The organism is Pectobacterium quasiaquaticum, from assembly GCF_014946775.2.
In the GTDB taxonomy this organism is placed as follows: Bacteria; Pseudomonadota; Gammaproteobacteria; order Enterobacterales; family Enterobacteriaceae; genus Pectobacterium; species Pectobacterium aquaticum.
In genome coordinates this window covers 4190923-4204025 of sequence record NZ_CP065177.1, presented here as the reverse complement: position 1 = coordinate 4204025, position 13103 = coordinate 4190923, and the positions used below count along the sequence as shown (strand labels likewise).

General features: G+C 42.1%; 9 protein-coding genes. 5 read left to right on the top strand and 4 right to left on the bottom strand.

From position 1 onward, the window contains the following. Window positions 1-94 precede the first annotated feature (94 nt). Window positions 95-2644, bottom strand: coding sequence for an antiviral RADAR system adenosine deaminase RdrB (rdrB, locus tag IG609_RS19230; protein WP_193400214.1), 2550 nt, complete (start codon window positions 2642-2644; stop codon window positions 95-97). Window positions 2645-2646: 2 nt separating this feature from the next. Further along, window positions 2647-5010 carry an antiviral RADAR system adenosine triphosphatase RdrA gene (rdrA, locus tag IG609_RS19225; RefSeq protein WP_193400213.1) on the bottom strand — a complete coding sequence of 788 codons (2364 nt, stop codon included), beginning with the start codon at window positions 5008-5010 and terminating at the stop codon, window positions 2647-2649. Between the two features lie 378 nt (window positions 5011-5388). On the opposite strand from rdrA, the gene IG609_RS19220 reads away from it, so the two are divergent. From IG609_RS19220 to IG609_RS19205, 4 genes are read left to right on the top strand one after another with little or no spacing between them, the layout of a single operon-like run. After that, a complete protein-coding gene (locus IG609_RS19220; RefSeq protein ID WP_072036076.1) occupies window positions 5389-5583 on the top strand; it encodes a hypothetical protein in 195 nt (64 codons plus the stop codon). Between the two features lie 49 nt (window positions 5584-5632). Further along, a complete protein-coding gene (locus IG609_RS19215; protein WP_193400211.1) occupies window positions 5633-6760 on the top strand; it encodes a ThiF family adenylyltransferase in 1128 nt (375 codons plus the stop codon). Continuing rightward, window positions 6735-7832 (top strand): HesA/MoeB/ThiF family protein, encoded by a 1098-nt coding sequence (locus IG609_RS19210; RefSeq protein WP_226373217.1) that lies wholly within the window; start codon window positions 6735-6737, stop codon window positions 7830-7832. Before IG609_RS19215 ends, IG609_RS19210 begins: the two co-directional genes overlap by 26 nt. Beyond that, on the top strand, window positions 7829-9958 hold the full coding sequence (locus tag IG609_RS19205; RefSeq protein ID WP_193400667.1) for an ATP-binding cassette domain-containing protein: 2130 nt from the start codon (window positions 7829-7831) through the stop codon (window positions 9956-9958). The genes IG609_RS19210 and IG609_RS19205 overlap by 4 nt, the downstream gene beginning before the upstream one ends. 3 nt (window positions 9959-9961) lie before the next feature. Here IG609_RS19205 and IG609_RS19200 read toward each other — a convergent pair whose 3' ends face one another. Both IG609_RS19200 and argE read right to left on the bottom strand, forming a co-directional pair. Continuing rightward, window positions 9962-10675, bottom strand: a complete 714-nt coding sequence (locus IG609_RS19200) for a GntR family transcriptional regulator (RefSeq protein ID WP_193400207.1) — start codon at window positions 10673-10675, stop codon at window positions 9962-9964. A 54-nt stretch (window positions 10676-10729) separates the two neighbouring features. Continuing rightward, a complete protein-coding gene (argE, locus tag IG609_RS19195; RefSeq protein WP_131526237.1) occupies window positions 10730-11881 on the bottom strand; it encodes an acetylornithine deacetylase in 1152 nt (383 codons plus the stop codon). Between the two features lie 202 nt (window positions 11882-12083). On the opposite strand from argE, the gene argC reads away from it, so the two are divergent. Then, entirely contained in the window at window positions 12084-13088 is a 1005-nt protein-coding gene (gene argC / locus IG609_RS19190; RefSeq protein ID WP_193399277.1) for an N-acetyl-gamma-glutamyl-phosphate reductase, read from the top strand. The last annotated feature ends 15 nt before the right edge of the window (window positions 13089-13103 follow it).

The following is a 13103-nucleotide window of genomic DNA, read 5'->3' as shown; positions in this document are numbered from 1 at the left end:
TTACGGCGACTGGCGGAAGGTCAGGTTATCGAGATTTAAGCCTTGCCAGTATGCGGCAAGGCAATGTTGAGCCGGTCATTATTGTGGATAATCACTAATCCATGTTTTGTTCTATGTGGTTGGTTTTAAAAAGTGAAACGCCTTTTTCTCGTATCGCCGAAATCCATACATCGGCCATCCAGCTACCAATATCAAAGCACCGTATGACGGTTTCTCTCATAATACGGTGTTCATTCGCTATGGTTGTTGGCATGAGGGCGCTGTCATCAGTATTAATGCAGATCGATAATGGTCCAGATCGTAAACCATAGCGATTAAATTTTCCGCCAGGTTTCAACCAGTCCGGTTGCGGCGGGTTCCAGCGAAACAGAGGATGTTCGTGGTATTTTTCAAGACGCCCAATATAAATATTCGAGGTTGGGCAGGCTTCAACAACTAGGCTGAGTCGGCTGTATTTTTCCATCAGGAAATCCTGTATTGCTCCGTATAGCAGAAGTTCTCCTAGTGAAAGAAGATCCTCGTCTTCTTGTCTTTTTGGCGAAAAACACTCTCCCGTGTCTGGCTGGCAGTTAACAGAAATGATGCGATTGATCCAGTCTTGCTCATGTCCTTCTAATCCGCTATTCAGATAACGTTGCCAGAGCGTTTTTGCTGTTTTACTTTCTTTATCGTTGTGTTGTTCCTCCATCAGCCAGACGATATCGGGAGCCCACTCCTTGCGATTAGCCAAATCAGCCTGCATGTCCTGATAATCAATCCAGTTGCGCCTTAATAACCAGGCACGGTAAAGCTGATTAGGCGTATAGATATCGTTGAATATCTGCTGTGACCAGTGATGAATCTTGTCGCGTAGCTGGTGCATCACCGGAATATGTTCAGCAGTGTGTTGAGAGAGCTGTACTGCCTGATGGTAGGCCCACACTAAATTATCCAGATGTTGCCCTGCCGTAAGGTACGCACGGCGTTGGCGTTGTGCCCAAAGTGTGACATCTATCCCCAGCGCTAACCCGTGCCCGATTCGGTCACCTTCACGTAACTGACAAAACTCTACCGCTTCGTCTATCGCCCGCAGGCCACTGAGCAGGTGGCTGTAATCCTCACCGGCATGTACAGTAATGAAAGGGCGTGGCAAACGAATGGATGACAACATGCCCGCGGGGTGTTTAGCAGCGCGTAATACGCGCAAAACGGGAGCAAACACTTCAATCGGCAGTTCATTCTCATTTCCTGCAACATCATAACCACGTACCAGTCGGCGAACATCAATGTTCTGTGCTGGCTTACTGATATCCGGCTGGTAGATAACTTCCTGAAGTGTTACTGATGCCGAGAACTTTTCGAAGGCGCGGACTTGCTGTAATAGTTTGGCGCGAAAGCTTTGCCAGCGTTTATCGTGTGGAGATGAGTTTTTAGGGATGCTACGGGTAAAATGAACGACCAAATGTGCCTGTTCAGGCACATGCCAGCGCTGGTGTTGTGCAAAAAAATCTCTCAGCTTGTGGTGATAAATATTGGGACGCCGTTCGGTATCCCCTATTACCTCGTCCGGAGAGACGCGATATTCACGCGATACGGTAGCAGGTAGATCGTAACGCACGACCTGCTCTTTAAAATAGGACTTATCTGGGCGACGAACGTCTGTGCCGAAAAATTCGACAAATTGGCCTAACCCAACCGCAGATACCACCATATAGTTACGCAGAATCATACAAGCTCTAATCAGGTTCTCCAGGCCGCTTTGATAACCGACTGTGCGTCTTTGTAACATTAGGCCGCAGCAGAACAGGAGCCATCGCTGGTGACCGGGGTAGTCGGTTGGCGATGCGGCATGATGCAGTACCCGTTGTTGGGCATTATTGATACCATAAGACTCAACGTATTCACGCAGTAGCCACTTCTTCTGTTCAGGTAGACCAAGTTGGGTTAAATCGATCTCTGCTGTTGTGCCAGCGTAAATCTGCTCCAGCAGACAAGCGCTGTACCCTGAAATCCACGCAGGTAACTGGTTTTTCTCCAGGTGCTCACTTTCAAACAGGCGATACTCTTCACGCTGTGGCCAGATGAGCGTAGATTTTAAACGCGCATCCCCCATCATAAAACTGAGCATAGATAATGACGTATAGCCATGCCCGTTAAAATGCACATGGTTATCGGCATAACGCGTGTCGCTTTGGTCTGCGGGAAATGCAAAGGCGCACTGACGTTTGGTCAATAGCGTAACCAGCTCCCACTCGTCCAACACCTGCTGCTGAACTAATCGTACATAAGCACAGGCAATGATCCACGCAGGGTCAATCACCGAGCAGAGTTTCAGCCAGGCATCCAGATGTTCCTGACGGACTTCAAAACAGTCCCCCTGCCAAATGAGAAAGCTATCAGCAAGCTGAGCCAATAGGCTGAAACTATCCTGCTGAGGTGAGGGTAGCTGCCACTGTTGCAGGTTACTGGCAATATCCTCTTTGCGAAGATGGTTACCAAAGGAAAATTGGTAGTCTTTTACTGCCAGAGCCAACAGGCGTTTTTCCTCAGAGGCCACATCCAGATTGATGACTTGATGAATATGCTGCTGTAAATAGAAATGAAATAGTCTGTCTGATGCCAGATAAGCACAGGGTACGAGCCAGCGTGGATCTTGGGTATACATTGTTACCCTCCAAACATGCGATCGCGTTTGATTCGATAGCATGAATGAGATTCTGTCTGTGCTTTGTAAGGAAGTTCAAAAAGTGGATGTTTCCACATGACTTCTAGTAAAAGGCTAATTTCTGGGAGTTTGTTATCTTTTATATTTTTATAGTACGCTATTTTAGGATTTTCCTTCGAGTTTGTTTTATCTTCTAACGTCAAAACCCCATCAATATTATTCGTTAGGTTTTTATTTTTTAATAAAAAATCACCCCTATTCCTTATATCTTCAGATGGGGCCATTGTTGCGACATCTGGCATCATGATCTTTTCTGTTTTTAGGCAGCATAGAAGAGAATTCATGAATATATACTCGAACCGAATGGTGAGATCCGTGAAAAGTTCTCTTCGGATAATAAACTTAGGATCAGCTTTCATTCTGTGAAGTTGTGAAAAAACATTGTAAAAAACTTCACTTAATAGGGGTATGAGATTGGTGTTATTAAATGATTTCAGTGTTTCTTTATTATCTTCAATCCATCTAATGATTTCTTCTGTTATTTCGTTGTCACCATCACCTTTTTCATTAGACGCCAACTCCATTCCAATTCCTTCCACATCGAAAACCATATAGGAATAAAAATGTAAACGTTTCAATATACCATTGAATAAATTATTGTAATTATTGTGGTTAAGATTTCCTGTTACGGATAACATAGACCAAAATAGTATCTCAAATGCTCGTCCAAAAAGAACATTATGACGTTTTTCATCATCGCTGTAGCTATAAATTAATGCTAATTTTTTTGTATTACCTTGTAGGATGGTATCATCACCCTCTGTTTCAAAGTAAAATTTCTTAAACTCTATCGGGGGCATCTCCCATAGAGTATTGATAGATTTTATGTTTTCTTTGGCTATTGTTATTGCAGAGTCTATGGCATTTTCACTGCCATTCACTTTAGCACGACACCGATTTTGAATATGATAAAAATCACTCTTTCCCCAGTCATACATCGTATTCTGTATAAATGGATTAAAAGATATTAGGTTATATAGGAAAAGTATTCTTTCATTACCACTGGACGTTTCATCATTTTTTTCGACAATATCAAGATTGTTATCGATAATATCAATATAGGATATTGCATCGACAAGTGCTTGACCTTGTCGCCTTATCTCCGCTAGCCCCTTAAATTTTTGCCATAGATCTCTTCTAATTTTATTTTGTTTTTTTAAATCATTATTCTGTTTTTTTAAATCAATAGGACGGAAAAGCCTTATGCGTTGAACCAGCTCACGTGCATTCGCAGGTTCCAACCATTCTGTCTTGCTAGAAACCTTTCCTTCTCTATATTCAGCATCATGGCAAAAGGCATAAAAGAATGAAATAAAGCTATCATGGTAATTTGTATACTCTTCCGGTTTACCATTATATTTTATGACTAGGTCGGGTAATAGTTGAAAGATAGGTTGAAGCGGTAGCCGGTTATGAATTGGGAAAATTTTTGTCAAATAGGCATGCGATAGATTTTTTGCTGCTATTTTCCCCTCTTCAAAATTACTGGATTTTTCATCTTTTGCTAAAATCCCTTCAAATTCCATGGTTGTGGTATGTTGGTAAAGAGCGTCATCACCGCTCACAATGGGCAATATTAGTGGGCAGGAAAGCAAGCAGCGAATATCATCTAATGTGCTAAATGCCTTATCGATCTTCATATCAAGGTCATCGATAGGGAGCACCAAAGCATCACAGTCAAGAATCTCTACACTGGCGATTAAAAATTGATGAAAGTACCTTTCCAGGTGGATCCCAGAACGATATTTTTGAATACGATCAATACCCCTAAGGTCTTCAAAGTCAGCTCTGTTTCCTAGTGCGTTTGTTAGGTTTTTTAATGCTTTTATGAATTTATCTTGATGGCACCCTTTATTGACTATACTTTTAAATTTTTGTTCTACTGCGGCATAAATAGATGCAATAATCACCTCAGAGAAATTATCTTCAATATGCAGTAATGTTGGATCTATCGTGTCGATGAAATATAAATTAGGTGGGTCTGAAATCGGTTTTTTGTGTGTATTCCAGATGGTTTCAATGTTACGTAAAAAAATTGTTTTTCCTGCCCCTCGAGTACCACTGATAAAAATAGAATGATGGTAACAGCTTAATTTTTCTTTTTGATCTTCGCTATTTTTTATCTTTCTTTTATATTCTCTTGCTGTCAGCCCCATTGTTCTTAGCTTATCGGCTAACCTAAAATTTGCCGCTTTTTGCCACAAACCACTACTTTTAACCGTAGATTCATCTAGCATGAGGTCACTTTCATAAATGAAGTCACTTTCATATTCAGTTAGATCAAGGTCAAGAATTATTTTGCCCATAATTAATTTATCTCTAATAAATATCTTTGAAATAATCAACTAACGTATTGGAGTTTTAATCCACTTCGAAAAAACAAAACTAACATAAAAAAACAGAGACTAAAATTGAAAACTGACTTTATCAAAGGGTCACTGTCACTCCCTGCAAATTGATTAAACAATGAAATTAATAGTGTGATAATAATTTTACTTTAATATAACAGAGAGTATCGAATATGAATATTTCATCAACGGCACTGGTATGCTAGCATCTTATTGATCGTCGCGTCATGCTTCTATCATCATCTTCGGGCTGAGGTTTTTTCTTTTATCGAACGTCCGCTGCCGTTAAAGAATAGACCTGAATCATGTAACTGATTTAAATATAAAGGTTTTATTATGGAATGTTTAGATTTGTCATTTGAAGTCGTTAGCAACACCAATGCGACTGCACAGTATACCGGTGGGTGTTCCGGTGAGCGCAGCGATTGCTGCACTCGTGTTTGTACTCGCGCAGGCAATGATGACCAAAACTCCGGTCTTGATGCGTGGGAGAAGTACCTTGAGGTGAATGCTGGTGTGCTTCAGTATTAATCTTTAGTTTGGAATCGCCCTTAATGGGCGATTTTATTAGGAATAAGGGATGAACAGAAAAAAATATAAGATAAAAGAGACAGTTGATATTTTTATATCAGAGAATGATAAGGAAGATACGGTTCTCTTAACGTTCCATATTATGACTACGCGTGACAGAATAGAAATTAAAACGAATAAGCATGTTGCGAGCTTTATTGCCAGCCTAGACGGTGAAAAAAGTATTGATGATATCGTCCATTCTATGGGGAATGTTCGGTTCGATGAAATAGCTAAATTAATGGATTTTCTTTTAAAACAGCATCTCGTCTTCGATGTGAAAAATAAAGAAAATGACGACTTACGTTTCTCTAGGCAAATTACGTTTTGGGATGATTTCGTTTTGGATCGTCCAGGTAAAGAAACCCAATCTTTATTAGAAATAAAAAAAATTGTTCTGTTCGGCTGTGGTGCCGTAGGCGCTAAAATTATTGAAATTCTTGTTCGTGCAGGTATTAATAATGTTACTTTGATCGACTATAAATCGATATCCGCCTCGAATGCAGTAAGACACTGCTATTATAGCGATGATTACATTGGAAAGCCTAAGGTAGAGGTGCTTTCTGAGTTCTTAACTAATATTAATAAAAATATTAAAATTCATACAATTTTTGAGAAGCTTGTACCCAACAGTGATTTATCAACCTTAATTCCTGACGATGCTGACTTAGTTATTAACACATGTGATGAACCTTATATAGGCCATACTTCATTGAAATTGGGACGATATACCCAATCAAAGAATATACCACTTTATGTTGCTGGCGGATTTGATGCCCATTTGATGAGTTCAGGAGAGTTAATTTTTCCACCGAGAACGCCCTGTATCGATTGTGCCCAGAACACCTTTTCAAAAGCCCTAAAAGGGTGGAAACCAGTGTACAGTATGGTAGAGAGTCAGTCTTTGGCTTCTTCAACGGCAGTGCAGAGTAATCATTATATTCCCGGTGGCCCTGGAGGGCTGGCAATGATGAGCGGTTTTTCCGCTAATCTATGCTGTATGCAGTTACTGCATTTTCTTTTAGATGACTCCGCATTTTCTTACAACAATCATCGCTATGAATATCTTCCAAACAGCGGCCTGATGACTCAATTTGAATTGGTAAAGCAAGATGGATGCAAAATCTGTAATGGGTAATTTTAGATTACGCCAAAGTGTCGGCATTGTTGTTCAAGACGACATGGCGGAATTTTTTAAATCTAATGTCAGAGAAAGTGTAAAGATAAAAATTAAATTCCCAAAATTAATTCCTCTGTTACAAATGTTTGATGGAAAAACTTCATTAAAATCAATAGTAGAAAAATTTCCTGGCTTGAATGTTGAACAGCTCGATAATATTACTAATTTTTTAAATGTAAATAATGTCCTGATTCGCGAGGACTGTTCATATCCTGATGAGATTACGGATAATAAATATAGATTGATTAATACATTTGAAGATTACTGTCATACAACCAGTGAAGTGCTTTCCTGTATTAATCGAATTAAATCCTCAAAGGTTATGATTGTTGGTGTTGGCGCCGTCGGGAGCAATGTGGCAACCTATCTTGCCCATTGTGACGTAGGAACACTGCTTTTTGTTGATCATGATTCTGTTGATCTCAGTAATTTACATCGTCAATATTTTTTTGAGAATGATATTGGAATAAAAAAAAGTGAAGCGTTACGTGAAAGTTTAAAAAATATTTCACCGAATATTAGCGTCGAAACGATTTTTGATACAATTGATGATGGCTTCTTTCAAAGAAATGAATTGCCATTGGATATTGATTTAATTATTAATTGTGCTGATGAACCTAATGTTGATTATACTAGCAAAATAATTTCATCTTATTGCATGCTTCATCGTATACCGCATATTGTCGGCGGTGGATATAACTTGCATCAAACACTGATTGGCCAAACTATTATCCCCTATGAGACATCATGTTTTAACTGCTTTAATCTTTATTTAAATAATATAAACAGCAAAGATCTCGCTAATGTTAAGAAATTACATCGAACAAAACGTAAATTGGGCTCGTACTCCCCATTATCTGGTATGGCTGCAAGCCTTGCGAGTTTGGATGCGATAAAATTACTCAGCGGAAAGAAGGAATATTTGCAACAGACAAGTAAAAGAGTTGAGTTTAGCCTCCGAACGCTATCTTTTAACGTCAAGGATGTTCCCCGTAATCCACTGTGTGAATGGTGTGGAGATAAAAAATGAGCGAAATGGTTTTTGAAGGAATAGAAACACATAATCTGAAAAACATAAATGTTAATATACCTATAAACAAAATGACTGTCATCTATGGGCGTTCAGGCGCAGGGAAAAGTTCTTTAGCATTCTCATCCATTTATCAATTATGCAAAGATGAGTTTGATTCCATAGAGAATGGTTATTTGAATGAGGGTGATTATAAGATCACACACTATGATGGGTTAAAGCCAGCAGTTGCGTTGCCGCAGCGAAATACTAATAACAACCCTCGTTCAACAATATATTCATATTTAAATATTCCGCAAGCATTGTCGTCGTTAAAGGTTAAGAGTAATTTATCAATACCTGATTATCATCAGTTAAAATTGAATAAGTATGAGAATGCTTGTCCTCATTGTCTTGGCCGCGGTGACATCATTCAAATTGATGAGAATGAATTAATAGATAAATATCGTAGATTAGATGAGAAACCTTTTTCCTGTTGGAGAAGTGGAGCGTTGTCTGATTATCATAATCAACTTTTCTTAGCCTACTGTCAGAACAATGGTATTAATATTTCAAGTGATTTTTCTTCACTTTCTCAAGAAGATAAAGAAATTATTCTCTACGGGGTGAGTGATGAAAAAATAACATTCAAATGTAAACAGAAAGGAAAAATAAAACAGAAAAAAGCTTTTTATGAAGGTGTAATGTTATATGCCAATGCTAATATGGTACGAAATAAATCAGCTTCTCAATATCAAAAAGAAATCCCATGTCCTTCCTGTCAAGGAAGTAGAATAAATAAAAAACTAGCACAACTGGATGTTGTTGGGTTAAATTTTGAGAGTTTTTTATTATTACCGATATCAGCATTATGTACTGTACTTGAAAATGAGTCTAGTGAATCAACATTGTTTAGAGTCTTATCCTCAATTAACAATGTCGGGTTAGGATATTTGAATTTATCACGTTCAATTCCTAGCCTTTCAGGTGGTGAATTGCAAAAACTTATGTTCAGCCGGTTACTGACGTCAAATACAACAGGTATGCTTATTGTTATTGACGAAATATCATCTCAGGTTAACCCTGTAGATTATCCTGATATTTTATCAAAAATACAAAAAATAGCGGAGAAAAACACTGTAATACTAGTAGAACATAGCCAGCATTTTATTGATCATGCAGATAAAAGCATTCACATTGGTAAGTTCGCAGGTTCTGCAGGTGGTGTAATATGTGAATGTGAAGCTATTCAACCATTAAAAAACGTAAATGACAGGAATAAAATTTCTGACTTCCATCATTTTAAAGAACTTAATAAAAACAATATAATTAATCAAAGTGTAAGCTTTCCAAAAGAATGTGTCACTATTTTTTCTGGCGTATCGGGTTCAGGAAAATCATCTTTAGCGAAGGCTATTTGTGATACTACTGAATCAACTTATATTAGTCAAAGATTACCCTCTTATACCGGCCGCTCTTCAGTGGCATCTATAACTGAGTTAAATAAATCCATTGCTAGCTATTTTTCAAAAAAAACGGGACTGGACGATGTTTTTTTTCTACCCAGCATAGATAAAAAAGGAAATGGAGGTGGATGTAAGACCTGCGAAGGTAAAGGTGTTATAAAATATGAAAGGGGATTTGAAAAAGATATTTATATTACCTGCCATGAATGTAATGGAATGCTTTTTGACTCGAACTCGGATGAGGTAAATACGGTTGTTAATGGTATGAATATCATTGATATCTATAATACTGAGTTGAAAGATCTTCTTAACTATTTTAACGATCCAAAAATTGATCACATACTTGTGACGCTTGACACCTTAGGATTATCTCATTTAAAACTAAATAGAAAAACGCAGTCACTCTCCGGTGGTGAAATGCGTAGAATAAAGTTGTGTGAGATGTTATCGAAAAAAAGGAAAAGTAATAAGTTACTCTTTATCGATGAGCCTGCGGCAGGCCTTGATCCCGAGACTGCGTCGAAAGTCTTGGGGTTTATCTACCAAAAGTCTTCTTTATTTGGTGCAATCGTCGTTATTGAACATCGCCCTGAGGCGGAAGATTATGCTGACTTTAAGGTCTCTATTGGCCCAGGTTCCGGTGAACAAGGTGGACAAATCCTAGCTCAGGAAAAAATTTAAGCGTTACGGCGACTGGCGGAAATTCAGGTTATCGCGGTTAAAGGGGATGACGTAGGTGCAGGCGTAGTTGATGTCGATGATATCGCTCGCTTCGTACACGCGACCGCCCTGTAAAATACCGCGATTAAGAATATGCATCGCCGCCGTGCCTTTCTTGCAGCCCAGCAGCTCAGCCTGTGCTTTGGTGACGTTAACCGCCTGATAATGCGTCAGGTAGTGTGAAATCGCATAGCCCTTGCTGAGCACATACTGCTGAATTGAGCTTTCAATAATCTTCTGGCTCATGTCTGGGAAATCCGCGGCGGGCATCTTCGATATCTCGATCTGCACCTTACGGTTATCGACGTAGCGTAACCGGCTGAATTCCCAGATGAACGTATTTTCGCTGATAGCAAAAACCTGCTGCTCTTCCCGCGTCGGCAGCCGCTTATGCAGGCTAAGCAGACGGAATGAAATCTGATTAAATTTCTTTTCGGTAATCGAGTTATATACCAGCGGATTGCTGCGTACGCCCTGATTAATGAAGTTACCCGAGCCTTGTACCATATGGATCGCGCCGATGCTGGCGAGCTTTTCCAGCGCCTGACGGAGGGTAAAGCGTGACACGCCGTATTCTTCCGCCAGTTGGCGTTCCGGCGGCAGCTTTTCCGGCAGCGGATCGGTGTGCTGATAGATTTTGCTCAGTAAATCCTGCGCGATGAAGTCTTTCTTTTTCATGAGCTGTCTCAAAGTAGCCCTGTCAGCATGGCTGACAAGGCCGCTTTCGTTGGATCAGTGGTGGCAGAAGTGATGAATCACCTGCGAGATCAGATCCCGCGTTGGTTTAATAAACTTGGTATCAATATATTCATCCGGCTGGTGCGCCTGCTCGATTGATCCTGGCCCCAGAACCAGCGTCGGGCACAGCGTCTGAATAAACGGCGCTTCGGTGCAGTAGTTCACGATTTCCGTTTTCGTCCCCAGCAGCTTCTCTACGACGGACACCAGACGGTGGTCTGGTGGGCATTCATAGCCAGGAATCGGCGGATGCAGTTCACTGATGGTTAACCTGCCCGGCCAGCGCTGGCTGACAGGCTCAAGCGCTTCTGACAGCAGTCCGTCCAGATCGTTGAGCGTAATGCCCGGTAGCGGACGGATATCCATATGCAGTTCACAGCAGCCACAGATGCGGTTAGCGGCATCGCCGCCGTGAATGTGGCCGAGGTTCATGGTCGGGTGAGGAATGTGGAAAATCGGGTTGTGATAGCGCTCCTGTAGCGTGTTACGCAATACCAGCAGGTGGGAAATCGCTTCATGCATTAGTTCGATTGCATTCACGCCGCGTGAAGGATCGCTGGAGTGACCGGACTGCCCCTGAATGCGGATCGCGTTAGACATATGGCCCTTGTGGGCGCGCACCGGTTGCAGCGACGTCGGTTCGCCGATGATGGCGCAGTCCGGGCGAATCTGCGTGGATTCAGAGAAATACTTGGCACCGGCCATCGTCGTCTCTTCATCTGCCGTTGCCAGCACATAGAGCGGTTTTGTCAGCTTGGTCGGATCGATATCGCGCAACGCATCCAGAATAAAGGCAAAGAAGCCTTTCATATCCGCTGTACCCAAGCCGTACAGCTTGTTGTCATGTTCGGTCAGCGTGAACGGGTCGCGCGTCCAACGACCGTCGTCGAACGGGACGGTATCGGTGTGGCCTGCCAACAATAAGCCACCTTTTCCTTCACCAATCCGCGCCAGCATATTAAATTTATTGAGGGTGCCGGGAACCGGTTGGACTTCCACATGGAAGCCGAGATCGCCGAACCAGCCTGCCAGCAGGTTGATTAAGGTATGATTACTTTGATCGAGCGCGCTGTCGGTGGCACTGATGGACGGTGTGGCTATCAATGCCCGATATAGCTCAATAAAAGGGGGTAAATTCATCTTCACTGTTGACAGCCTCTGGTTAGGATAGTATCAATATTCATGCATTTATTTTGAATAAAAATACAATAATGCTCGGCGAAAGGAAACCCAAAGGTACGGCGATGGCGATTCGTCACTTTCACTGAGTTTCGCGGGTGAACAGCGTATCGACGCTGGTGAGCCCGGTTACCTGTTCCATAGATAAGTAAGAAGGTATACGGATCCCATGCTGAATACGTTGATTGTTGGTGCAAGTGGTTATACCGGCGCTGAGCTTGCGCTCTACCTGAACCGTCACCCACAGATGAACATAACCGCTTTGATGGTTTCTGCGCAAAGTGTCGATGCAGGAAAATTGATTTCTGATTTACATCCGCAGCTCAAAGGCATCATTGATGTACCGGTAAAACCGCTGACCGATGCGGAAGAAGCAGCGAAAGGCGTGGATGTCGTTTTTCTGGCGACCGACCACAAAGTCAGCCACGATCTGGCCCCTGTTTTTCTGGCGGCAGGCTGCACCGTTTTTGATTTGTCCGGCGCGTTCCGCGTACAGGATGCCGAATTTTATCGTCGTTACTATGGTTTTGAGCATCAGCACCCCGATTGGCTGGCAAAAGCGGTTTACGGGCTGGCCGAATGGCGTGCTGAAAGCGTGAAGCAGGCACAGCTGATTGCCGTGCCGGGCTGTTATCCAACGGCTGCGCAACTGGCGCTGAAACCGCTGCTGGACGCGCAATTGCTGAACCGAGCCCAGTGGCCGGTGATTAATGCCGTGAGCGGCGTGAGTGGGGCAGGGCGTAAAGCGTCGATGACCAACAGCTTCTGCGAAGTCAGCCTGCAACCGTACGGTATTTTCAACCATCGTCATGAACCTGAAATTTCAACGCACCTCGGCACGCCAGTGATCTTCACGCCGCATTTGGGCAACTTCGCTCGCGGTATTCTGGAAACCATCACCTGCCGCCTGCAACCGGGCGTCACCCAGCAGGATGTTGCCGAAGCCTATCACAACGCCTATCACGATAAGCCGCTGGTTCGCCTGTATGACAAGGGCGTGCCGGCGCTGAAATCCGTTGTCGGCCTGCCGTTCTGCGATATCGGTTTCTCCGTTGACGGTGAACACCTCATCGTGGTGGCAACCGAAGATAATCTGCTGAAAGGCGCGGCGGCACAGGCTGTACAATGCATGAACATTCGTTTTGGTTTCCCTGAAACCCAATCGTTAATTTAATGACTACTGGTCCCG

Coding starts and splice junctions, on each gene's coding strand:
- rdrB (WP_193400214.1), bottom strand. CDS start 2,644: ATGTATACCCAAGATCCACGCTGGCTCGTACCCTGTGCTTATCTGGCA.
- rdrA (WP_193400213.1), bottom strand. CDS start 5,010: ATGGGCAAAATAATTCTTGACCTTGATCTAACTGAATATGAAAGTGAC.
- IG609_RS19220 (WP_072036076.1), top strand. CDS start 5,389: ATGGAATGTTTAGATTTGTCATTTGAAGTCGTTAGCAACACCAATGCG.
- IG609_RS19215 (WP_193400211.1), top strand. CDS start 5,633: ATGAACAGAAAAAAATATAAGATAAAAGAGACAGTTGATATTTTTATA.
- IG609_RS19210 (WP_226373217.1), top strand. CDS start 6,735: ATGGATGCAAAATCTGTAATGGGTAATTTTAGATTACGCCAAAGTGTC.
- IG609_RS19205 (WP_193400667.1), top strand. CDS start 7,829: ATGAGCGAAATGGTTTTTGAAGGAATAGAAACACATAATCTGAAAAAC.
- IG609_RS19200 (WP_193400207.1), bottom strand. CDS start 10,675: ATGAAAAAGAAAGACTTCATCGCGCAGGATTTACTGAGCAAAATCTAT.
- argC (WP_193399277.1), top strand. CDS start 12,084: ATGCTGAATACGTTGATTGTTGGTGCAAGTGGTTATACCGGCGCTGAG.